General features: G+C 52.5%; 18 protein-coding genes. 15 read left to right on the top strand and 3 right to left on the bottom strand.

Going from position 1 to position 24,238, the window contains the following annotated elements:
• Positions 1 to 10: 10 nt before the first annotated feature.
• From L1N82_RS19435 to L1N82_RS19405, 7 genes are all read left to right on the top strand, one after another.
• The gene (locus L1N82_RS19435; RefSeq protein WP_328284500.1) at positions 11 to 2,566 is read left to right on the top strand and encodes an ABC transporter permease; all 2,556 of its coding nucleotides are present in this window, start codon (positions 11 to 13) and stop codon (positions 2,564 to 2,566) included.
• 27 nt (positions 2,567 to 2,593) lie between these two features.
• Complete coding sequence (locus L1N82_RS19430) at positions 2,594 to 5,473, top strand: SAM-dependent methyltransferase (RefSeq protein ID WP_235289122.1); 2,880 nt, start codon at positions 2,594 to 2,596, stop codon at positions 5,471 to 5,473.
• A 163-nt stretch (positions 5,474 to 5,636) separates the two neighbouring features.
• Entirely contained in the window at positions 5,637 to 6,206 is a 570-nt protein-coding gene (locus L1N82_RS19425; RefSeq protein WP_235289121.1) for a CPBP family intramembrane glutamic endopeptidase, read from the top strand.
• 18 nt (positions 6,207 to 6,224) lie between these two features.
• On the top strand, positions 6,225 to 6,563 hold the full coding sequence (locus L1N82_RS19420) for a hypothetical protein (RefSeq protein ID WP_235289120.1): 339 nt from the start codon (positions 6,225 to 6,227) through the stop codon (positions 6,561 to 6,563).
• Positions 6,563 to 7,309, top strand: a complete 747-nt coding sequence (locus L1N82_RS19415; protein ID WP_235289119.1) for a 4'-phosphopantetheinyl transferase family protein — start codon at positions 6,563 to 6,565, stop codon at positions 7,307 to 7,309. The genes L1N82_RS19420 and L1N82_RS19415 overlap by 1 nt, the downstream gene beginning before the upstream one ends.
• 305 nt (positions 7,310 to 7,614) lie before the next feature.
• Complete coding sequence (locus L1N82_RS19410; protein WP_235289118.1) at positions 7,615 to 10,161, top strand: Ig-like domain-containing protein; 2,547 nt, start codon at positions 7,615 to 7,617, stop codon at positions 10,159 to 10,161.
• An 18-nt stretch (positions 10,162 to 10,179) separates the two neighbouring features.
• The gene (locus L1N82_RS19405; RefSeq protein ID WP_235289117.1) at positions 10,180 to 10,914 is read left to right on the top strand and encodes a hypothetical protein; all 735 of its coding nucleotides are present in this window, start codon (positions 10,180 to 10,182) and stop codon (positions 10,912 to 10,914) included.
• Positions 10,915 to 10,985: 71 nt separating this feature from the next.
• Here the strand turns inward: L1N82_RS19405 and L1N82_RS19400 are convergent, their stop codons facing one another.
• Positions 10,986 to 11,753, bottom strand: coding sequence for a TIM barrel protein (locus L1N82_RS19400; protein WP_235289116.1), 768 nt, complete (start codon positions 11,751 to 11,753; stop codon positions 10,986 to 10,988).
• Between the two features lie 78 nt (positions 11,754 to 11,831).
• The gene (locus L1N82_RS19395) at positions 11,832 to 12,593 is read right to left on the bottom strand and encodes an exodeoxyribonuclease III (RefSeq protein WP_235289115.1); all 762 of its coding nucleotides are present in this window, start codon (positions 12,591 to 12,593) and stop codon (positions 11,832 to 11,834) included.
• Positions 12,594 to 12,909: 316 nt separating this feature from the next.
• Here L1N82_RS19395 and L1N82_RS19390 point away from each other — a divergent pair, with 316 nt between their 5' ends.
• The 6 genes from L1N82_RS19390 (at position 12,910) to L1N82_RS19365 (ending at position 19,839) form a co-directional block, all read left to right on the top strand.
• On the top strand, positions 12,910 to 14,925 hold the full coding sequence (locus L1N82_RS19390) for a pectate lyase family protein (protein ID WP_456238739.1): 2,016 nt from the start codon (positions 12,910 to 12,912) through the stop codon (positions 14,923 to 14,925).
• Positions 14,926 to 15,271: 346 nt separating this feature from the next.
• Positions 15,272 to 15,904 carry a SafA/ExsA family spore coat assembly protein gene (safA, locus tag L1N82_RS19385; protein ID WP_235289113.1) on the top strand — a complete coding sequence of 211 codons (633 nt, stop codon included), beginning with the start codon at positions 15,272 to 15,274 and terminating at the stop codon, positions 15,902 to 15,904.
• A 197-nt stretch (positions 15,905 to 16,101) separates the two neighbouring features.
• Positions 16,102 to 17,457 (top strand): MATE family efflux transporter, encoded by a 1,356-nt coding sequence (locus L1N82_RS19380; protein ID WP_235289112.1) that lies wholly within the window; start codon positions 16,102 to 16,104, stop codon positions 17,455 to 17,457.
• A 303-nt stretch (positions 17,458 to 17,760) separates the two neighbouring features.
• Positions 17,761 to 18,447 (top strand): YceI family protein, encoded by a 687-nt coding sequence (locus tag L1N82_RS19375; RefSeq protein ID WP_235289111.1) that lies wholly within the window; start codon positions 17,761 to 17,763, stop codon positions 18,445 to 18,447.
• Positions 18,448 to 18,538: 91 nt separating this feature from the next.
• A complete protein-coding gene (locus tag L1N82_RS19370) occupies positions 18,539 to 18,955 on the top strand; it encodes a BlaI/MecI/CopY family transcriptional regulator (protein WP_235289110.1) in 417 nt (138 codons plus the stop codon).
• A complete protein-coding gene (locus tag L1N82_RS19365; RefSeq protein ID WP_235289109.1) occupies positions 18,952 to 19,839 on the top strand; it encodes a M56 family metallopeptidase in 888 nt (295 codons plus the stop codon). The genes L1N82_RS19370 and L1N82_RS19365 overlap by 4 nt, the downstream gene beginning before the upstream one ends.
• Positions 19,840 to 19,910: 71 nt before the next feature.
• Here the strand turns inward: L1N82_RS19365 and L1N82_RS19360 are convergent, their stop codons facing one another.
• Positions 19,911 to 21,722: a serine hydrolase domain-containing protein gene (locus tag L1N82_RS19360; RefSeq protein WP_235289142.1), complete on the bottom strand. Its 1,812-nt coding sequence runs from the start codon at positions 21,720 to 21,722 to the stop codon at positions 19,911 to 19,913.
• Between the two features lie 181 nt (positions 21,723 to 21,903).
• Between L1N82_RS19360 and L1N82_RS19355 the strand changes: the two genes are divergently transcribed.
• Both L1N82_RS19355 and L1N82_RS19350 read left to right on the top strand, forming a co-directional pair.
• A complete protein-coding gene (locus L1N82_RS19355; protein WP_235289108.1) occupies positions 21,904 to 22,638 on the top strand; it encodes a response regulator transcription factor in 735 nt (244 codons plus the stop codon).
• On the top strand, positions 22,631 to 23,974 hold the full coding sequence (locus L1N82_RS19350) for a HAMP domain-containing sensor histidine kinase (RefSeq protein ID WP_235289107.1): 1,344 nt from the start codon (positions 22,631 to 22,633) through the stop codon (positions 23,972 to 23,974). Before L1N82_RS19355 ends, L1N82_RS19350 begins: the two co-directional genes overlap by 8 nt.
• Positions 23,975 to 24,238: the final 264 nt, after the last annotated feature.

Here is a 24,238-nt window from a genome sequence, read left to right as displayed (position 1 = left end):
CTCATACATCATGCTGATATCTGCTTACCGCAGCTTAATGCGATCGTCTCTCCGCACGCTGTTTACGTTATTGACAATTGCAGTGGGTACGGCGAGTTTATATTGCATGTCCGCGATGACTCAGCTGGTGCCCGAATCGGTTAACCAGTCCAGCAGACAGGCGCTTGGTGCGGATCTGTCGGTTCAGGCTTACCTGGAGCCAACGACAATGAAGGAAATACGGGACATCATACCAGAGACTGAGCGCAGGGCAGTCACAGGCGCGTGGGTGTCGCTTTCGGCCATCCGTTCAAACCAAAAGACGTCCAATATTATCCTGAAGGGAGTCGATCCGGACGCCTATCCTTATTACGGGCGAGAGCGTTTTCCGGATATCAGGTCACTGCAGCCGGATGAGATCCTGTTATCCAGGCAGGCGGCTGAACGTTTACAGATCGAAGCGGGAGATTCGGTATCGCTGATTAACCAGCAGGACGGAACTTTAAATGAATTTCGTGTCAAGGGGCTGATTGATGGTGTCCAAGAGTCCTATACGGATAGCTCGTTTTGGGGCACCGCTTACATGTCCTATTCGAGGAGCATTGAACTGACGCGGGTTCCGCCGGGTACGGTCAACGAGGTGTATATTCAATTAAATAATCCGGCTGAATCCGCAGCGATCAAGGACAATATCCGTAAGCAGATCGCAGGCAGCAAGGTGGCGGATCTGGAGGACAAGAAGGCTGAGATGCTGGAAGGGACCAAGGGAACGATGCTGGTCATGCAGCTGTTCTCCCTGCTAGCTGTCGCGATTGCGGCGGTTACCATATTTAATACCATGACCATCAACATGGCCGGCCGTCTCAAGGATGTTGCCATTATGAAATCGGTCGGCATGCAGCGTTCAATTATTTCACGATACTTTCTGTTTGAAGCGGGCCTTCTCGGTTTTATCGGAACTATTACAGGAATTGTCATAGGAAGCATCATCGGCTACGGCATGTCGGCATATATGTCCAGGATGCTTCTTCTGCCAATGGAGTGGAAGCTTTATCTTCCCTCTGTTTTGTTTTCCTTCGTGGTGGGAATTACGGTTGCCCTGATTTCCTCCTGGTCACCCGTCTATTCCGCCATACAGGTATCACCGCTGGAGCTGCTGCGGAATTCAGGACTGGTGCATAAGCAGAGAAGACTGCCGTGGAGAACTTCTGTGAAGCTGTTTCTTGTAATCTGTGCAGAGATGGGCTTCTATTTGCACGAAACCCTGCTTGCATCTAATCAGGACGGCATCGTCTTCAAGTGGATCGCCTCCTTTGTGCTGTCCATGCTGATTCTGATTGTCTTGTTTGTCATCATGAAGCTCTTCGTGTTCGGTTACGGGCTTGTGTACCGGCTGCTGGGAAAACTTAAGACAGTGATGCCCGTAAGATGGTTCCTCCTGTTTCATAATCTGGGCTCGGATTACAAGCGCAATGCCCTGCTGACCATTACACTGTCCGTCGGAGTATTGCTTGTTGTGGCCAGTCAGCTGTTTACCGATAATCTGGTACGTGCCGTGCAGTCCCAGATGGAGAAGCAGATCAACGGGAATGTCATCATTTCGGCATCTGTCATGGAAGAGCAGGAGATGAACCGTGTTCTGGAAAGCACTCCAGGTGTCGAGCACTATGCAAGGGGATATGAGCTGAAGGGTTCGTTCGTTCGCATTAACGGAGAGGACGCTGCTGAGAGATTTGTGAAGGCGACAGCTGAGCGGAAGATCAGCTACTTAAGCACGACCGGCGTGACCATTCAGGGGGTGAACCCTACCGCAAGCGCCCGCTCCTATACTGTGAAAGAAGGCCGGGGGCTCAGTTCGGAAGATAACGGCAGGCTCTCGGCCATCCTGCGCGAGGATTACGGCAGGGATCTGAATCTTAAGCTGGGGGATCGAATAGCCGTCAGGATTAATGAAGAGACCGTCCCGCTTGAGATTGTCGGGTTCTATGAATCTGGAGTCGTGAAGAGCGAAGGGATCCGGGTGACAGAGGACACGCTGGCGGCGTACGGGTCTCCGACCCGGTTAAATTATTATGTGGAAATTTCATCAAGGGAATTTCAGGAGCATATGTCTGCTCTGAACCGCAGTCTGCCTGCATCAGCTGTCGCCTACTCGCTTAACAGCTCCATTATAGACAGCCTTCAGAAGACACTCCGCACTCAGAGTACCTTCTTCTCGGCGATGGCCCTCTTCGCATTCGTTACAGCGATCCTCATGATCGGCAACCAGGTTGTGCTGTCTCTTGTGCAGAAGAACAGGGATGTGGCCATTATGAAGACAATCGGCCTGTCCACCAGAAGGCTGCTGCGATCCATTCTATCGGAGAATCTGGTACTTGCCACGCTCTCAGGTATTATCGGATCGTTCGCAGGATTGGTGTTTGCGCTGCTTGCGCTTAGCTTGTTCGTGAAGGGCAACGTCGATCTTAATTTGACCTGGTGCATCATCGGTATTCTGCTGTCCATGCTTACAACCGCAACGGTGACGCTGATCGCCTCCCTTCAGTCGCTTGGCGCCAAGCCTTTAAATATGCTGCGGGGGAGTTAACCCTCCCCTGGAAAGGGGTTGTGAATGATGGAACTGCCGCATGCTGCAGCCGGAGTTGAAAAGCAGTTAGAACAACTGATGAGGGAAATTGCGCAAACGGCCGACCGGCTAAGCGACAACGCAGAGCTGCAGGGGAGCGCAGCGGGTGAGGGTCCGAAGGGCAAGCTGATCATCATGGGCTCGGGAATTGCATCCGTGGGTTTCACTCGGGACACAGAAATGCATATAAAGGCCGCAGACTATGTGTTTTATGTCGTAACGGATGCCGTTACGAAGATCTGGATCAAGGAGAGCCGTCCGGATGCCTACGATCTCTCCGCTCTATACAGCGACAGCAAGCCGCGTTACAGCACGTACATGCAGATGACGGAAGCTATGCTGTACTATGTGCGGCAGGGTAAAACCGTCGCTGCCATCTATTACGGGCATCCCGGCGTATTTGCCCTGTCTACCCACAGGGCAGTATCGATTGCGCGTCGGGAGGGACATCATGCCATCATGAAGCCTGGTATATCGGCGCTGGACTGTTTATGCGCTGACCTTGGCGTAGACCCCAGCTATCCAGGGATGCAGACGATGGAAGCGACGGACATGCTCCTTAGAGGGAAAGCTCCCGACACGACCATGCATGTTGTCCTGTGGCAGGTGGGGCTGGTTGGCGTTACGGGCTTTCGCCGGCGTGGTTATCTGAACCGTAATTTCAATGTGCTGGTCGAGTTTCTCCAACAGGTATACGGACGGGACTATGTCATCACCCACTATATCGCCGCTCATTATCCGACAATCCCGCCAATCATTGAGCGCTGGAAGCTCAGTGAGCTTCTGCGGCCGGATGTCCAGGCGGGTATACAGGGCTTGTCCACCTTTTATATTCCGCCGAAGGATGCTACCGAATGCTGTGTGGAAATGGCGGTGCGAATCGGGATGGCAAAGCCGGGCAGCCAGCCGTGGACCTACCCGGCCCACAAGGACATTGACCGGTATGACGAGCGGGAGGTCCAGGCGATCCGCGAATTATCGAATTTTCGGATTCCGGCCGACTACCAGCACCCGGAGCGGACGCGGGCTGCAGATTTTATGCTGGAGCTTACGCATAATCTCGAACTTCAGAAGTTATTTGAGCGTGACCCATCCGCCGCACTGTCAGGAGACAGTTTTCCGGGTCTCGGCGCTTGGGAAAGGCGGCTTCTGGCCACCAGACAGCCTAGCAATATCAGTTGTGCCGTGAAGGGGGCGGATACACCTCGTTCCCCCGGTGAACAGTGGATCATCGACCTGCTGGCTGCCTCGTCCTTAGTTGAGCTGTACAGCGGCATTCTTGAACTGTCGGAAACGGCCGCAGATCCTGAAGCTTTCCTTAAGCAGTGGCATGAAAGTCAGGGATATCCTATTTCGGTAAGTGACATTGGAGCCGCACTTCCGAATGTGGGGGCGACTCTGCTGCTCCCCTGGACAGGTGCCTATTATTGCCCGGAAAGCGACCTGACCTTGATCGTTATGAGTGACAGCCAGAAACTGTCAGATTGTCTCATCTATTTAAACAACACCCGAATCCGTAAATATTCATTTGCCAACGCTACACTGTTTTGGAGTCAAGAAGATGGTAATCCGTGTCATGGTATGCTGACGTTCAGCATGCCAGTTAGGATGACGGACCAATTTGCCAGGTTGGCTGAAGGGAAAATTTGGAGGGGAGATCACCCGCCTGAAGTAAACAATTTTATAGCGACCGAGCTCCCATGCCCTGGCCAAAATATGCATGAGAAGGAAGCCGGAATTGACAGTGGTTACGGCCAATTCGTTATTCAGCTGTATCAAGAGGGGCAATGGAGCCCATTCTATCAACTCTATGACGGAGGGAGCGCTCTTTATATAGGGAATAAGCGCATCTCAAAGCTTGACCGTTCTGGGGGGACGGTATGCTGGCTGCAAGCCGGCGGAGCGTTTGACAATGGATGCTTAACGATCTACATGGATCCGCTCACCGGACTGCCAGCAGTTTCCGGGTGCATATGGGTAGAAGGTGCCTCTATGCCGACGGCTGATAATCTTCGGGGCAGATGGGTTCCCCGCCCGCTGAGCGTCTGGGCTGGAGGGTATAAGCATATGGAGGGTCAAGGGCACGTTCCTACTCCCCTAACTGTGTCTTGTAGTTCATCTGCTACAGACGCAGCCGTGTACATAGGGGATCAATTGACAAATTACACGTTCCGTAATGGCACACTGCACGCAGTGGCACAGGATGGGACAGCAATTGAGGGCACATTTCAGCTAGCAGAGCATCAGCAGCGCTGCTTTGTGGGCGGTCTGATCCGCGGCACTGTCGAAGAACAGTTGTTATCCAGCTCACAGTCTTCACCGGAAGCTTGGTGCGGTCGCTACGGTACGATTCGCAAAAGAAAGGACGGGACATTCCTGCCCTCTTCTATTATGATTTCTATTTCTCTTGCAAGTAATTCCGATGGTCCAAAGGTGGAGTTGCTGGACAAGGACCGTTCGATAGCAATCCGTAATGTAGTATATAACCCCCAGCACCGGGGAATTGCGTGGCACGAACAATTAAATGATACGGAGTGGTCGGATTACAGTAACGCCATGATTAAGTTTCATGCTGATTATGTTACGGGCGAGCTTATGTTTGTTGGAATGTGTTGGGCAGATGGGGAAGATACACCCGGGAATGCTAATTGGCGGGGAAGCTCCTTGTGGGCGGAGTCACCGGTGTATCATATAGCGTCCGCTGATCAAGGAATGCAGCCGCATATCTGCAAGATTCTCGCTGCCGCTTCCCTCTCCGAAGGAAGTCTGCTGCCCGCAAGCTTATGGGAGCGCTGGTCTGTTACGCGCAAGACGGTTGGTTTTTGCTACGGCGCTCTGCGTGAGCGAATGTTCTTCAGTATAAAGTAATACGTTTTTTCTTACAAAAGAACCGCATTAGAGGCCTGATGGCCGGGGCGGTTCTTTTATACTTTTGTGAACCGGTTGCTGGGCAGTAATGGATGACTCTATAATAAGTCTAGGATTTATTGGAAGTTTTATCGAATGTTGAGAGAAGGAGCCGTGCCGGCAGATGAGAAAAACCTTGAATGCGGCAGAGGCAGGATGGATATTTTTATTCTCTTATGTTAGCGGAATCATTCTGTCCGGTTACCTCTTTACGGACACGGACAGGCTTCACACCGAGCTGGGGTATTTCCTGATGTACGTGGTTATTGGTCAAGTCGGTCTGAATCTTCTGCCGGCTCTTGTTTGGTGCAAGCTGAGGGGGTATAATCTGTCCTTAAACTTCAAATGGCGGAGAGTCAGCTTGAAGGTGTTAATGCTCAGTCTGGCGGTATACGCACTAAGTCAGGTGCCGATACTTTTCCTTCACCAGCTGACAGAGATCGTTTCCCTGCTTCTTGGCCGGACATATGAGATTTCTGTCTATCCAATGGCTGAACATCTTGGCGCTTTGTTCGTGCTTGTGTTATGCATTGGCATTATACCGCCAATCTGTGAGGAGCTGCTGTTCAGGGGAGCATTGCTTACCGGTTATGGGCAGAGGGGACAGTGGTTTGCTGCCGCCGTGAGCTCGCTGCTGTTCGCGCTGTTCCATGACAACCCTTACCGGCTTGCAGAGCTGTTCGCATCTGCCTAGGTATCATCTGTCATTGTCTTGTACACCCGCTCCATTATCCCCGGGCTGCTGATTCATCTGCTGACCAATATCACTTATGTGGTCACGTCCTACATCCGGGGTGGGGATATGCTTGGAGAGCTCAGTACGCCAGACGGGCCCGAAACGTGGACGGTCATTGGTACGGGTGTCCTGTCGGTTGCTGCCGGTTTAGCAGGGTGGCGGCTGCTAAGATATATACGGGGACTTGTGGAGCGGGGTCCGGCTGATGAGAGCAAGAGTGTGCCAGCTGACAGCCTAAGGCTTGGCTGGCTGATACCGGTCTTGCTTGCGGCTGTTGTGTTCGTTGTGAAACAGCTATGGATTGGAGGCCATTAATGGATATTATCGCCGTTAAGATTGGCGGCTGCCGGGGCGGCTCGGCCGCGGAGTTGGATAAGCTTGCCCGGGAGGAGCAGCTGCTGCGGGAGCGTGTGCTGCCGAAGTTTAGTCCGGCCAGACAGGGCAAGGTTGACGCCTACCGGCAGGCAGATGACCGCGTGCGGTCGATGGCGGGCGAGCTGTTGGTCCGCGTGTATGCAGCTGAGAGGTGGGCGCTGCTGGAGCTGGAGCAGCTGCGAGGCTCCAACAGTTATGGTAAACCATATTTATACGGCCGCCCGGACTGCCAGTACAATGTATCGCATTCCGGGCGGTGGGTTGCTGCTGTGTTCGGTAGTACCCCGGTGGGAATTGATGTGGAACGAATACATACGGTTAATTTGGCTATAGCGGACCGGTTCTTCTCAAGGCCGGAGGCTGAGTATCTGAGGGCTCAGCCGCTTAATCGGCAGCTGGAATGCTTTTTCGAGCTGTGGACCTTAAAGGAAAGCTATATAAAGGCAGTTGGTGCGGGAATGTCGATTCCGCTGGATTCGTTCAGCTTCACCCTGCATGAGGATGGCGATATTGAACTGCTTGCCGATCCTGGATCGGCAGCGCTGGGAAATTGGCAATTCAAACAGTATAATGTGGATCCCGGTTACAAGCTGGCAGTCTGCTCAACGGAGCTGAATTATCCCGGCAGTATTCAGATTTGGACTTTGGAGGAGCTGTTGGGACGGTTTGAACAGATCGGAGGTTGAAGGCCGTAAGGCAGGCTGACAGAATGTCCGGCAATTGTCTTTGTATCAAGCACACCATTAGGAGCAGCAGCGAAAATAGGCTTAAAGGCATCATTACGGTATTAAAGCCAGCTTTCTTAGATGAGTCTAAGGATGCTGGCTTTATCTTGTTTTCAAAAACCTGAGCAGGGGAATGATGGATTTTGTCATAAATTCTAAAGAAAGGATAAATGTGGATGATAGACTCTTGCAGCAGTACCCCTCCGTCATTAAGATTGGAGTACACAACAAGACTGACAGGTACTAATTATGGGGAGAGGGTCAATATGGCAGACAATCAAGGGCCGGTTATTAAAATGCAGGCAGGAGGCTCGGCACCAGTCATCAGCTACAGCGTTCCCGAAACGATTGCCTACACGGGCCGGAATTTCATCGAGCTGCAGCTCGGTGAAAACATTTACAGAGGCGGCAAGAGAGACGCAGCCCAGCTGGAGAGTAAGGCTTTAACTAGCAGCAGTATTGCAAATAAGAGCAAGACAGAGGAAGAGCAGCCGCTTGTATACCGCTCGATGTCAGGCGAGCTTGTGACTACCACAGTTCCGGGTAGAAGCCCTGCAGCCGCGTTCGGAAGGGCGCCGCTGCCTATACATGATGAGAACGGGCCAGTCACTCCGATGCGCCCCCGGGACGACTACGACCATGTTCCGATTCCCGACGAGCCGGCCCATGATGTTAGTGTATCGATTACATCGCCTGCTCCAGGAGGGACGATTAACGGGCCTCATACCGGCGCAACCTTCACAATAACCGGCAAAGCACATGCTTATGGAGGGACGGTAGCATCCGTACAGGTACGGGTCGGCAACCAAGCCTGGCAAACAGCGGGTCTCGGTACAGGCGGCAGCTGGACCTTGTCGAATGCGTTTGCGGATTCGCCGGGACCTGTCGTAATCCGGGCTGTCGCCACCCATGTTGACGGATATACAACGGCGGCACGTGAAATTACTGTGCATATCGCGCTGAGTGCGGAGCCGGATACCGTCCCGCCAGTGGTCAATATCACGTCTCCTGCCGGAGGATATGTGCCTGGCGGTAACGAGGAGACCACGGTAGTCGTTCGGGGTACAGCCTCCGATAACCGGGCTATTACTACGGTCGAGGTAGCGGTTAATGAAGGAGCTTACCAGGCAGCAGAGAGCGGAGACAACTGGCTGAACTGGTCCAGAACCGTCAAGCTAAGCGGCGGTACCAATACGATCCACGCACGTTGTGTGGATGCCGCCGGACTTGAAGGCAGGGCAAGCATGGTGGTAACCGTTGATGTGGAGCCGCCTTCCATCACAATTACCTCACCGAATGAGCAGGCTGAGCTGACGGGAGTGGAGCCGAATGGTGTGCTGGTTGAAGTAACCGGAACGGCATCCGATGCTAACGGGGTTCAGGCTGTAGAACTGACGATTGGACACAACCCGGTATGGGTTCCCGTTCAGCCGAAGGGCCCGGATGATTGGAGCTCATGGTCTGGGAAGTTGACGCTGACGGACCCTGGCCTGAACTTTATAACAGCCAGATGCAGAGATAAGGCCAATAACACGACAGAAGTTACAATACCGGTCAGAGTATCCATTCTGCCGGACGTCGTCTCACATTCGCGCCGGCTGTTTCTGGTGGAGAAGTATATGCTGTCGACTTATCTCGGCAGTTACGGGGCAGGGCGGGTTCTTAAGACGTTCTCTCTCCTGCCGGGCGAGAAGACGAAGATCAGCATTAAGAGCTACCAGTCCAATGAAACGAAAGCGCAGAAGGCATCAAGTATCCTGGACTCCTTCAACGCGGAGAGTGCGCAGGATTTTGAGAAATCCCTGATGGATGAACAATCCGACCAGAAGCAGTATAAGGAAAGCTTCAAGTATACGGTCGACGGCGAAGCGAAGGCCAGCTGGGGCTGGGGCAGCGCTCGAATTTCGGCATCCGTCAGCTCGGACACTAACGGAGCACGCGAGGAGTTTGCCAAGAATGTCTCCAACAGCATTCAGAAGCACGCGGCGAAGGCTTCTTCGCAGCGGGAGGTGCAGGTTAACACGAGCACCGAGGAACGCTCTCTTACATCCGAAGAAGCCACAATCAGCCGGGAAGTGGAAAATATCAATGTGAGCCGCACACTGAATTATGTATTCCGGCAGATGAACCAGGAGTATATCTCCGTCCTGCATCTGGTGGATGTGAGGGTTGGCTATTATGAAGCAGCTACAGTCGACGGCAAGGAGGCCGACTATTACCGGGAGGTGCCGCTGCCGCAGCTTAACAACCTGCTGAATGATGTTATTGCTCCTGAAGCACGCGTAGAGGTGCGCAATTCTATTCTTCATCAGCTGACGAACATATTTGATTACAAGGATCGCCATCACCGCTTCGTCGAGGAAACGCCTTTTCTGGATGAAGAGGGCAAAATTATTGAGCTGTCCAGCTATTTGCGGGTCAAGAAGGATTATGTCTCAGAGTATCATGACGATGCGACAGGCACCACCTTTAACGTGCCGGGCATTATTCTGGCCGCCAACAAATATGTGATGCGAACCGAAGGCATTGTGGTGGAAGCCCTGCTTGGTCAGGGAGAGGCGCTGGACAGCTACTCGAGAAGTTTGCAGGATGAGACTATTCGCGGACTTGAGCTTAGAAATCAGGAGCTCTACAATGAGAACCGGATGCGTTCCTACGCCCTTACCATTCTGCAGAAGCGCGACGAGCTTGCCGCCCGTCTGTATCAGATGCTCAATCAGACCGAGCCGGCCGATAAGGAAGAGGGAGATAAGCCCTCCGAGCCGCAAGACCCGTCCGGGGCATCCGGTTCTGACGCAGGAACTGCAGACTGATGAGGGGAGGATGGCAGGATGTCCGATCCGCTTAAGAACAGCGACCGCGTGCTGAACAAGTCCGCGCTTTCCATGCCCCCCGAGGCTGGATATGTAGTCTCTTTATTATTGGACCTCCGGTCGCTGCACAGTATTCTTAACGAAACCAAGGGGCTGCTTGACGGCCAGCCGGGCATGATTTTCTTCAAGCTGCATTCCGTCCATGGCCAGTATCTCTACAAGGTGGTCGCTGCAGTAGTCAAGACGGACTCGATCGATGAAGCGGTTCGGGAGGCGGAGGCTAATGTGGAAGAGTATGTCTCCGCTTCAGACCGCCTGTTCCAGACACTGAACCAGGTGCTCAATTTGAAGCTGCCGCACAGCGGCAATTTTGCCTTCGGGATCATGGCCCCGCTGCTCGCTCAGAATCGTGAATTCGTGACGGCGTTTAATGCGTATATGGACGGCTACCAAGCGATGTACACGCAGGCGCTGGAATCAGCGGAAGCCTGCTATGATGCCGGGAGGAAGATGGAGCAGGAGATGGGTGCGTTCCTGGTTGAGGTGCGCAAGAAGGTGAGCGATCTCGAGGCGGCGAACAAGGTCGACCAGCTTCTGGCAGCTGTCTACAAGAAGAAGATCGATAGGATGGATCTATCAGTCCGGATCCGTGTACAGGAAGCGCGCGGCCGGGCGGAGGGTTACGTGAAATCACTGCATGAGTCTTGGCTGGCTGTGAGCAAGGCGGGAAGACTGACCTATACGGGAAGGTAAGCTTTCGGACCCATAGTGGATATAAAATAAAGATAAGGAGCTCCCCAAGCGGGAACTCCTTATCTTATTTGTCAGCCGGTATGATGCTTGGCATGAATTCGCTTCAAATCGTCGATAGGATCATGAATCGGAAAATATTCGATGCCGACATAGCCGTTGTAGTCCATCTGCTTGATGGCGTCGAAGATGTTGTCATAATTCAGTTCCCCGATATACAGCTCGTGCCGGCCCGGGTGACCGGCTGCCTGGATGTGAGCGATGTGATGAATGTTGTTCTGCATACGGGAAATAACATGCCCCTCCATCACCTGCACATGGTAGATGTCATAGCATACCTTCACAAGCGGATGATTGATCTCCTTCACAATGTCAAGCGCCTCCTCCGAGGTGGTGAGATAGTAGCCGGAGAGCTCCAGATCCACCTTCGTATTCAGCGGCTCGATTGCCGTCGTGACACCAGCCTCCTCAAGGGCCGGAATGCAGGCATACAGCCCTTCAACCAGGCTCTTGCGCATCTCTTCGCGGGACAGATGCTCAGCCTCGAAGCCTACGGTATGTACCATGGTTGAACAGCCGAGCTGGTTGGCAGCCTCTGCGGACCGCTTGACAGCATCGACGATGGCTTCCCGGCGTGCCGGGTCCACCAGGCTTTCAAGCTTGACGACAATGGAGGCAACATTCATATCATAGTCGGTCATCAGCTGTCTGATCCGGTTCAGATCCTTGTCCTCCCAGGACCAGAATTCAATGGTCTTCAGCCCGTTTGCCGCCAATATCTCCATCGCCTCGTAGATGCTCATTCCCTGAAACAGGGTTTCCGTATTGTACGACAGCTTCATCTTATTTTCCCCCAATAGCAGTAGTGTCTAGGTAACTAATACACGCAGGGGAAGATATTTAAGCAGTAAGCGTAATTTTTAGGTGATTTCGTCTATTTCCAATATGACAGGGCAGTGGTCGCTCCCCATAATATGGGCGTCAATCTGAGCTTCACGGATAAGCGGCTTTAGGCGGTCCGATACGAGAAAATAGTCGATACGCCAACCGATGTTCCTCTCCCGGATCTTCGGCATATATGACCACCAGGTGTAAGCACCCTCACGGTCAGGGTACAGGTAGCGGAACGTATCAATAAACCCTGCATTCAGCAGCTCTGTCATTTTGCCGCGTTCCTCGGGCGTAAAGCCGGAGTTATTCACATTGGACTTGGGATTCTTAAGGTCGATTTCCTGATGGGCCACGTTAAGATCGCCGCATACGATGACGGGCTTGACCGCATCAAGTCCGAGCAGATAGGCGCGGAAGCGGTCCTCCCACTCGAGACGGTAATCAAGCCTTGCCAAATCCCGTTTGGAATTAGGCGTATAGACGGTAACCAGGTAGAAGGCCTCAAACTCAAGCGTTATAATTCTCCCTTCCGGCTCGCTGTCCTCTTCCATCCCGTAGCGGACAGACAGCGGCTTCCTCCGTGTAAACACAGCGGTTCCCGAATAGCCTTTCCGCTCGGCGTAATTCCAGTACTGGTGGTACTCGCTGCCGAAGGTCATGCAGATCTGCCCTTCCTGCAGCTTTGACTCCTGAATGCAGAAGATATCGGCATCCATTTCCTTGAAATAATCATAGAAGCCCTTGTTCACACAAGCGCGCAGACCGTTAACATTCCAGGATATAAGCTTCATGTCGTATGTTCTCCTTATGCTGGCAGTTCTAGTAATTAGACATCATAGCAATGACTCTATCGAGTTTATCACACGTGTATCGCTGACGGGTGAACCAATTATAACAGACTGCTTATCAGGTAGTACTATGTACCTGATTTTGATTAAATATATTAAACTTTTATACATTTTGCACGATAGTAATATTTGACAGAGCCCATTATACTATTGGATTGTGCGCAATAGAGTGGCGCAATGCTGTCAAATTATGATTATTGGAGGAGTAGTATACGTGAAACGCAAGATGATGCAGGTCCTACTTATTTTCAGTCTGATCATGTCAGGCAGTGCAATTGGTTGGAGCAAGGAGTCGCTGGCAGCCTCGCTGTTTAGTGACACGTTCGAGGATGGACAGGCGGATGGCTGGGAAACGCAGTACGGATCTTGGTCCGTGGTAACGGTTAAAGGCGGCTATGCTTATCAGCAATCTGCCCTAGATAAGGAAGCACGCGCATCCGCAGGCAGCACAGACTGGACGGACTACCGGGTGGAAGCTGACCTTAACGTCCTGGATTTTAACGGCTCGAACCGGGCCATGTTGGCAGGCAGATACATAGATGGCAACAATTATTATGCAGTTTCTCTTACAGGCGGTGAAAAGCTGGAGCTGCGCAAGAAGGTAAGAGGCTCCTCGACGACTCTGGTATCGAAGGATTACCCGATGTCCGAAGGCACTGCTTACCGCGTTGCTCTTGCGGCAGCTGGTTCGGAGCTTAAGGTATATATTAACGGCTCCCTGGAGCTGAGTGCTGCAGACAGTGAGCTGAAAGCGGGTCGTGTGGGATTAATTGGCTATAAGACAGCCGTACAGTTTGATAATGTGACGGTAGCGGGCGCTGGTGCTGAAGTGCCGGGAGGCTCTGAGCCGGCACCAACGCCGGAGCCAACACCAGAACCAACACCAGAACCAACACCAGAACCAACACCAGAACCAACACCGGAGCCAACACCAGCGCCTGCTCCTGTGCTGCAGTCTAACTATGACCTGACCGGATTTGCTGCAGGTACAACAGGCGGCGGGAATATCGGAGAGACGAATGCCGCTTACAAGAAGGTCTATACGGCGTCTGATTTGGCCGCCGCTCTGAAGAAGGGCTCCGGCGTCAAAGTAATCGAGATAATGAATGACCTGAATCTGGGCTGGAACGAAATTCCTTCGGCAGCCAAGACGGCTCCATTCTCTACCCATAACACGCCGCTGACGCATCCTGTACTGCTCAAGACGGGTGTTAGCAAGATTGCGATTGAAGGGTTCAACGGGCTGACCATATTCTCTACGAATGGCGCGAAGCTCAAGCACGCTTCCTTCACGATTAAACGCAGCTCAAATGTCATCATCCGCAACCTGGAGTTTGACGAGCTGTGGGAATGGGATGAAGCAACCAAGGGTGATTATGACCGCAATGACTGGGATTATATCACGGTGGAAGCATCCAGCAAGATTTGGATTGACCACTGTACATTTAACAAAGCCTACGACGGGCTAGTTGACGTAAAGAAAGGCTCGAATGGTGTGACGATCTCGTGGTCTGTATTCCGGGGCGATAATCAGAGCAGCACCGGCTGGGTGGCTCAGCAGATCAATGCGATGGAAGGCAGCCGCTCCAGCTATCCGATGTACAACTACCTGCGCAGCCTCGGTCTTAGCAAGGAGGATATCATTGCAGTAGCAGCAGGGCAGAAGAAGGGGCATCTGATTGGCGCTACCGAATTTGCGGTAGATAACGCCAATCTGGAGGTTACCTTGCACCACAATTATTACAAGGATATTCAAGACCGGATGCCGCGTCTGCGCGGGGGCAACGTGCATGTTTACAACATCGTGATGGACAGTGCGGGAACGCGTGCGTCGAAGAAACGCCTGACCTCGAAGATCAGCTCGGCTATCGCTTCGAAGGGGTATCATTTTGGCGTAACAAGCAACGGGGCAATCTCAACTGAGGGAGGCGCTTTGCTGCTGGAGAACTCGGAAATTATCGATGTAGCGTCTCCTGTGCGCAACAATCAGGCAAGTGCCAGCAACGCTGCCTACACGGGTAAAATAAAGCTCGTCAATACGATCTACACGCTGGACGGCAATACGTTCAGAGGCGGCAGTGAGGATGCCGGAAGTCCGCTATCGCCAAAGCCAGCGGCAGTTAAGGCATTCGCATGGAATGGTTTCGATACCCTTCCATATACGTACAAGGCTGAAGACCCGTCCGGCCTCAAGGCTCAGCTCACTGGCAGCAACGGTGCCGGAGCCGGACAGCTTGGCTGGAGCAAGAGCAGCTGGCAGATAACAAAGTATTAATTAGCAGTAATAATGGCCAAGCCAGCTATGTTTGATTCATAGTTGGCTTGTTTTTTTACATACAGGAAAGTATAAATTAAGGTTATCTCTAATAATAGGGGGACATTAAAGCGGCAGCAACTTATGCAAGAGGGTTTGAGTTCCTATGGTTTGTGAATCCAAAATGAAAGCTATCTTGAAGCGGAAAAAAGTCGCCTTCGCGTGTTGGGCGGCTTTTTTTTTGTTTCTTGAATTTGGCACCGATAATATTTCCGCTTGCCGGATATCTTAATATCTTAAGAATACAAAGTTGAAACTTTTTAATGGAAGAATACCCCAAACCAGGAAACCAGGGTGGATGCTATATATGCCCAGAAAAGAAAAAAAGGAGATGGAACCAGTGAAACGAATTTCACTTTTGGCAATGGCTCTTTTTATGCTGCTGACAAGCGTTTCAAATGCGGCGACCGATACTTACATAGTTCAAAAGGGAGACTCCCTTTGGAAAATTGCTGTTAAATATCAGATCGGTGTAAGTGAAATTATCAGCGCCAACCCTCAATTTAAAAATCCGAATCTGATCTATCCGGGCGACAAAGTGAACATACCAAATATTGACCAAACCAAAAATGTCGAACAGCAAGTTTTGACGATCGTGAATCAAGAGCGATCCAAAGCCGGACTCCGACCTCTGCAGATGGATTGGGAACTTCAAAGAACAGCAAGAGTCAAGTCTTGCGATATGGCGCAAAAAGGATTTTTCAGTCACCAATCACCAACTTACGGATCACCATTCGATATGATGAGAGCATTCGGTATTTCCTACCGAACCGCCGGTGAGAATATTGCCAAAGGGCAGCGATCCCCGCAAGAGGTAATGAATTCTTGGATGAATAGCAGCGGTCACCGGGCGAATATTTTAAAAGCCGAGTTCACTCATATTGGTGTCGGTTATTGCGAACGAGGCAACCACTGGACACAAATGTTTATAGGGAAATGATTGAATGATATGTTTCGATCCGGCTCTCACTTTTTGCCGCCGGGCGCCTTTCCCTGCAACCACCTGCGCTGATCCTTGGCGCAGGCTTTTTTATTTACCAATAGGCAGGTCGTGTAGCTTTTTCAGTGCCTGTCATCGTAAAATGGGAGGAGTGCATCCGCTTCTCTTACGAAATGCTTACAAAACAGGTGAAAGGCATGATAATGTTGAAAAAGTTTACGGCAAACTGGGGACTGATTCTGTCGCTTGCGCTGCCTTCCGTCATATCGTTTGCCATGATTACACTCTCGGGCACACTGAACCTGATCATTATTGGCAAGCTGGGTGCTGAGGCCATTGCTATCGTCGGTGTCGCCAACATTGTCATCTATAATGTCTGGGCGATCTTCTCGGGCATCGGGCACAGCGTCAACTATCTGGTTGCCCAGAACTTTGGGGCAGGGGATATGAAACGGGGCATTGAGAGGACCTATATCGCGCTGTATGTGACTTCTATTATGGCCGTGCTTATATTCCTTGCCGGTGCTTTCTTGTCAGGAGATGTGCTGCGTCTGATCGGCGGCGAGAACTCTCAAGGCTTGCTGGCTGGTGAGGAATATTTGCAGATCCGCTTTTATGCGATGGCATGCGGTATTCTCAACTTCGTGTTCCACGGCTTCTTCCGCGGGATTGGGGACACAAGAACGCCAATGGTGCTCTCGCTTCTCTCCAATATACTGATGATCTTCTTTACTTTCGCCTGGACTTACGGCCACTTCGGCTTTCAGGCTTACGGGCTGACCGGGGCGGGCTGGGCATTCTTCCTGGGCGAGGCGGTTGGTCTGCTGGGCTGCTTGTATGTCTATTTTATCCGCCTGCATCCGGTATATGGCACTCGTTCGAAAATCGCCTGGAACCGCAGGGAAGCCAAGCTGATTCTTCAGGAGAGCGGCAAGCTCGGGGTGCAGGAATTTTCCCTTAGCTTTGCGATGCTGCTGTTTACGATGTTCGTTGCCGTGCTTGGAGAGGTGGCTCTTGCAGCCAATGAAGTCGCGCTCAGCGTGATGGGTCTCGGCTTTATGCCGGCATTTGCCTTCGGTTCGACAGCGACGATTCTCGTCGGCCAGCGGATCGGACAGCGCAAGGCGCTTGAGGGGCGAAGGCTTGCGACCGATACGGCTGTAGTCGGCACGATGCTGCTTGTTATCATCGGAATTGTGGAGTTCTTCTTCGCCGAGCCGATTGCCCGGATCTACACGCCTGACCCGGAAGTGTATCAGCTGGCCGGCCAGCTGATTATGATATCGGCCTTCCTGCAGCTGTTCGACGGTCTGTTGAACATCTATGCGGGGGGCTTGCGGGGAACAGGAGATACCCGGTTTCTGCTGATCATTTCGTTCGTGCTTGGACTGCTTGTGTTTGTGCCGATGGCATATCTCGCTATCTTCATCTTCAAGTGGGGAAGCATCGGCGCCTGGGTTGCGCTTTACTCCTACCTCGTCCTGTTCGGACTTGCAGTTACAATCCGCTTCTACCGGACGAATTGGAGTATAGTTACGATTCGGGAATCGTGACCTTCGGCCGGACTGGTTCGAAGCAGGCTCGCAGGGGCTGCATCCCCGGCGGGCCTCTTGACCCGGCGTTTGATAATTAATATGCTTTTAAGGTTCGCTTAAGCTTGCTTTCAGCATGGGCAGGTACACTGATGGCTAATTCAGTCACCTCATTAACACTACAGCCTGTAGTTATGATGTTTCATTATCCCCGTGACTGTGGGGATAAGACGAAAAGGTACTGCAGGGGACAGTTTTTTTTATTTAACAGAACTACATAATGTAGTGTGAGATGGGGCGGCAAATCATGAGGAGGAATTATTAATGAAGAAGACAGCTTGGATCGCACTCGGGGCAGCGGTTGTGTTGGCGGGTGGCGGTTATGCGGCCTACGATTATTTTACCGGCAATCATGTGGAAGTTAGGGAGGTCATTGGTAAAGCGGATTCTGCAGCAGCTGCATCCGGTACGGCAGTGGGGGCGGAACAGCTGGATAGCGTCTGGCATTTGGCGGAGGAGTCGGAGGTGTATCTGTCGCTGCAGACATCCAAGGAACCGGTGAACATGACGTTGGGGAAGGTAGAGGGCAGCTGGACAATCAACACGGGAGATGCCAGCCAGATGAAGGGCGAGGGTAAAATAGATCTTAGCGGTGTGGATTCCGGCAATCCTACGCGGGATGATCATATCAAGGGTGACCGCTTCCTCGATACCGGCAAGTATCCGGAGGCGACCTTCGAGGCGTCAGCATTCGAGGGACTCCCGGAGCAGTGGCAGGAAGGCGTGCCTGCAGAGTTTCAGATGAAGGGCACGCTTACGGTCCGAGGCATAACGAAGGATGTTGTCTTCAACAGCAAGGCTGTTTATGAGCAGGGTCAGGTTAAGATGGAAGGCAGCACGGTTGTCACCTTTGCCGACTTCGGGATGGAGAACCCGCATCAGGTTCTGGTAGAGACCGAGAACAATGTCACGATCCAGCTCCAGCTGATTCTTGATAAGACGCAAGCCTGAGGGCAGCGGCGGCGGGATGCTGCTGTGTGAACGTTCAGGGCTTGAAGGAGCAGGCCTGCTGCACTATACTGTGTAGTGGAGGCTGACAACAATGGACATTAAATCATATAAATATGGCGAGACTGGGCTGAACCGATTCTTCGGACCTCTCGAAGCCAAAATTATGGACTACTTGTGGGACGCGGGAGAGCTCAGCATTAAGCAGGTGCAGGAACGGCTGGAACGTGATAAGGCGCTGAGCTTCAATACCGTGATGACGGTGATGAACCGGCTGGTCGATAAGGGGATTTTGCGGAAAAGAGCGCAGGGCCGGCTATCGCTGTTCCGTCCTGTTCAGACGAGAGAGGAATTCATTGGGGAGCAGTCTAGGAAGCTGACCCAGAATCTGCTGGACGAATTCGGAGGAGTCGTGATCACGCATATGATTGACGCACTTGACCATGCCGACCAGAAGCTGCTGGCGCAGCTGGAGGATAAAATCCAAAAGCTGAAGAAGGACAGCCTATGAGAGAGCAGCGCTTTCGGAAACAGAACATGCTGACCTTCGGGCTTAGCCTGGCTATCGCGCTTATCGTCTGGTTTCAAATCGGAATGTATGCGGCCCATCTCCTCTTTGGCGTTAATCTTCAGATGTTCAACGTGTTTGAATTTTGCACCAGCTTCTTCAGGCAGAATACGTTCTATTACTCGCTCGTTCTGTTCGCCGTACAGTTCTTTATCGTATATCTTGTCATTCATACCCTGCTAAGGGTGTCGCTGCAGTACAGCAGAGCCCGCCGGTTCAGAGGACGTATTGCGGCACTTTACGATGCCGGCCTGAGCAGCAGCGTCTGCAGAGCGTGCGGGTTGGATGAGGGACAGCTCATGGTCATCGGCCATGCGGAACCACTGGCCTTCACGATGAGATTTTGGAAGCCTGTCATTGTGCTCTCCAACGGGCTGCTCGATATGCTGGACCGGGATGAGCTGCAGGCGGTAGTGGAGCATGAGTCTTATCACCGGATGAAGTACGATCCGCTGCGGATCTTCCTGCTTCAGCTGATCGCACAGACGATATGGTTTATCCCGTTGACGAAGTGGGCTTACCAGAATGCGAAGATTCTGAGCGAGCTGCAGGCAGACAGCTATGCGATCCGCAAGACGGGCTCCGAATGGGGAATCGGCAGTGCGCTTCTCAAGCTCGTGCGAGTCCACGAGAGGGCTAAGTCGGCTGGGGCTGTACCGGTCATCATCTATTTTGCCAGTGCAGACGGGGCTATTAATTACCGATTGCAGCAGCTTCTGGAGCCGCAGAAGCGCATTCCGGTGAAGCTTCCAACTGTATCGCTGCTCCTGTCCTTCTATACGCTGCTGCTCTTTGTTGGCATGACAGTGCTTGTACTGGAAGGATGAATAATAGAATGGACACACTAGAAGGAAACAGACTGCAGTCTTTCGGCCGCAGTCTGTTTCTTTTGTGCACCTTATGAGAGCTGGAAAAATCCCCACATGTACATATAGATGGTGAACAGTAAGGTGACCGCAGCAAAAGCATAGTGTGCTGCGCCCGGTCTGCGCTTGCGAATATGCAGCATGATCACCCGGACGAAGAGGGCAGCCGAACAAAGTACAGGGAGGAACAGCAGCGGATAAGCCCACCAGGGAACGGTATGCACGAACAGCTCGGGTGTCGACACTGCAAACAGGAAGTAGAGGATGAACAGGATGGAGACGGCTGTTTCGGGCAAATCGGCTGCCCGTGTCTTCCGGACCCGCAGCAGATTCAGCACCCGCCGAATGATCGAAATGAGTGCTTGTATGGGATAGAGCAGAGCGCCTGCCGCAAACAGAATGAGATGCAGGGCCGGGTGGTATGAGGCAGGTTTTAGCTCATACAGCATTTTGGGGTCTGTGCTGGATGCCAGCAGCCCCTTGTCTTTGTCCAGATAAATCATGGCTGTACCCTGCTCCTGCCGAAACAGATAGGGCTCTGCTTCCACATAGCGTTCGTTATCCAAGGTGACAACCCCGTCCTCGATTACCTCCACTTTTACGGCAGACAAGTTCTGCGTAAAATTCAACGGTCCGACCAGGTGCGCCCGGCTTGGAATATAGAAGCCTTCCAGCTTGCGCAGCTCTTGTGCAGGAGTGGGATTGTTCAGCAGTTCCGTTGTCTCGTGAGCCGGGTGGTACTGATCCAGGTAAGCCTTGATAAACGCCTCAACCATCGCAACGCCGCCGCCTGAATTGGCGGCCATGAAGATGCCGGTATCTTCAGAAGGAAGCAGGTAGAGATTCGCGCTGAACCCGTCGATTTCCGCGTCGCTCCCGATGAGCCTCTGCCCATTCACATAGCGCTCCGTAAAACCGTATGCCATTCCGGGTATGCGTTCATGAAGTGTGAACTGTGTCTGATGCATAAGCTGGGCTGTCTGCTCCTTTAATATGCGGCTGCCATTCGGGGGCTTACCCTGTCCGAGATGCGCCAGGATAAATTGTGCCATATCTTCTGCGGTAGTAACGAGCGAGCCTGAGGGAATATGGTAGGTGTAGGCGTAAGGCAGCGAGTGATAGGAGCCCTTGTCATACGTGTAGCTAACGGCAAGGTCTGAACTCGCCTCGTCCACCGCAAATCCTGAATTCTCCATCTGCAGCGGACTGAAGATATGGCGGTCGACATATTCACTGTAGGGCATTGAGGCGATTCGCTCCACCAGGTAGCCTGCCAGGGACATGCCGAAGTTGCTGTAGGCCGTCTGTTCTCCGGGCTTTCGGATAGGGTCTGCCGTGTGGTGCTCAATTGCTTCCGAGAGTGTAAGCTGCCGGTTCTGATCCCGCCCAACTTCATAGATCATCTCGGGAAATCCAGCCGTGTGAGTGAGCAGGTGGTGAAAGGTGATCGGTGCATCGCGGAAATAATCGATGTCGAGATCAGGAGCATACGCCTGGATACTGGTGTGCAGATCAATCTGGCCCCGCTCGTAGAGCTGCATGACAGCCGTGGCGGTCATCAGCTTGGCCAGGGAACCGACGCGGAAGCGGGTCTCCTTTGGATCAACCGGTTTCTTGTCCTTCAAGTTAGCCAGACCATAGCCGTTCATGTAGGCGATTGTGCCGTTCTGAACGATTGAGATCACGGCGCCCGGCACATGGTAGCGTTCCATGCTGTCCTTGAAGAAGGCATCGGTGAATGACTGCAAATCCTTCCTGTCCGGCGTGGAAGCTTCCGCTTCGCAATGAACCAAGGCAAGGACAAGCAGCAGACTTACCGTCCTCCTCAGCCAGACGTTTATCATAGTTTTCAAAATCGCAAGCCTCCTATCGTGATAGTCTCTCTTTACACTGGTCAGTATAGCAGCGTACCCTTACATCTAACTGCCTCCAGCCTTAAAATTACCTTACATTGCAGGAGTTGCCGGGCTTGTCCGAGAAACATCATGTTCGAAGACTTACCAAGCGGAAAAGGATGCGGTGCGCATGAAGAAAACCATCTTGATTGCTGACGACGAACGGGAGATTGTGGAGCTGCTGAAGCTCTTTCTGGAAAAGGAGGGCTACTACATAGCTGCGGCTTATGACGGAGAGGAGGCCTGGGAGCTGCTGAACAAGCAGCTGGTCCAGCTCGCAATTATCGACATCATGATGCCGAGGCTTAACGGTCTGGAGCTGTTAAAGCGGCTGAGATTAGAGCAGAAGGTTCCGGTTATTGTCATCTCGGCGAAGAATCATGATGCGGATAAAATATTAGGCCTTCAGCTGGGGGCGGACGACTTCATCGCCAAGCCCTTCAACCCGCTTGAGGTTGTGGCGCGTGTGCAGGCACAGCTGCGCCGTGCCTATGATTTTGCCGGGTGGGGGGAGACGGACCAGCCGGATCAGCACGAGGAGCGGACGGAGGTCGGGCCGCTCGTATTGGATCATGCAGCCTGCGTACTAATCCGCAGAGGAGAGACTATCCCGCTGACCTCTCTCGAATATAAGCTTCTGAAAACGCTTATGCGGTCTCCCGGACGTATATTTACGAAGCAGCAGCTGTTTGAGCTTGTATGGGGCGAACCTTACCTGGAGGATTTCAATACCGTAATGGTACAGATTTCACGGTTAAGGGATAAGATCGAAGAACATGAGAACAAACAGACTTATATCAAGACCGTACGGGGACTAGGATATAAATTTGCGGCCAGGGCAGAGCTTGAGGTATCTGATGTCTAGCCGGAAGCTTGTTACGAGCCTAACCAAGTCCTTTGTCTTCTTCGGGTTGACCATAGGAATTATTAACGGCCTGCTCAGCTATTACATGCAGGAGTGGCTGGTCATCGGAAGGGCTTCAGAGCTAACAGCCGGTGAACTCGTCCAGCCGGATTACTGGCAGATAAGCGCTGGTCCAATTGAAGCAGCCGGGGGCCGTGTCGAGGTTCTGAATCATGACGGACAGCGTGTCATGGCGGCAGGCCGGCCGGGAGGGCAGGAGTCGTATTCACCAGAGGAGCTGCTTCAGCTGGTATCGGAAGGCAATGAATCCGGGTACCGCCATACGATCGCTTCCTTCACAGGCGAAGACGGTGAGTCCTACCGGCTGCTCGCGGTTATGCCTGCGGCGGCAAATTATGCACAGCTGCATCTTAATTTTCCGCTGCTGCTGCTGTTTGCCCTGTGTGTGGTAATTTACAGCCGCTGGACGGCCAGACGCATCACCAGGCCGCTTGAGATGATGGTGAAGGCGATCCGGCGGATACGGAGCGGGCATTACAGCGAGCGGCTGTCATTTCAGGCTAATGCTGAACTCATGCAGATTCAGGAGCACCTGAACGAGATGAGCATCAATCTGGAGCGGACAGAGCGGGAGAAGCGGGAGCTGGAGCAGAGCAGGCAGCGGATGCTGCTGGATCTGTCCCATGACCTGAAGACGCCGATTACCAATATCCAGGGGTATGCCAAGGCGCTTCAGCTGGAGATGGCCGATACGCCGGAGAAGAGGCAGCAGTATCTTGATATTATCGTTAGTAAAGCGGGCATTGTCACCTCCTTAATTGAGGATATGTTTCAGCTTGCTATACTGGACAGCCCGGACTATCCGTACGCGCCGGAAGAGGTGGATCTGGCGGAGCTGCTGCGCCAGACTGCAATCGAATATTACGACCAGTTCGAGCGCAAAGGGATCATGCTGTCGGTTAACATTCCGGAGTCCAAAGTAGTTGTCCGTATGGACCGCAAGCTGTTGTACCGTGCGGTTGCTAATCTGCTGTCCAATGCCCTTAAGCATAATGAACCGGGGACAGAAGCGGGGCTAGTGCTCGAGTTGACAGCCAACTGGGCCAGTATTCAAGTTAAGGATAATGGCGTTAAAATTCCAGATGAGGTTAAGGCGGAGCTGTTTCAGCCATTCATGCGCGGAGATAAGGTCAGGAAAAGCGGCGAGGGTACCGGGCTTGGACTGGCCATAGCCCGCAGGGCTGTGGAGCGTCATGGCGGTACACTTAACCTCCGTGAGGATGGCAGCGGCAAAACATTCGAAATCATGTTATTTTTTAACCGGCAGGCTGGGTAAGTGAGGAAGGCATTACTGAAGCTGCAGGCATGCCGTTTACATCATAATGGAAGGATCGCCTGGTGATATCTTACTGAATTAACACAATCTAAATCTCTTATTAACGGTGCGATGATCTTTCCTCCCTATACTTGCAGTAACAACTGAAGGAACCCGGGTTGAGACGATGAGAAAACCCTGTTTGAACCGATTGAGCGTTGAGCTCTCCGGCCAGACAGCGGTTTTCTCTTTTTTGTGCCCGAGCCCCGGGGAAGTTCCCTCAGT

It is taken from the genome of Paenibacillus tarimensis (assembly GCF_021532315.1).
GTDB lineage: Bacteria > Bacillota > Bacilli > Paenibacillales > Paenibacillaceae > Paenibacillus_I > Paenibacillus_I tarimensis.
Note: the sequence above shows the minus strand (reverse complement) of the source record. Positions and strands in the feature narration are given on the sequence as shown.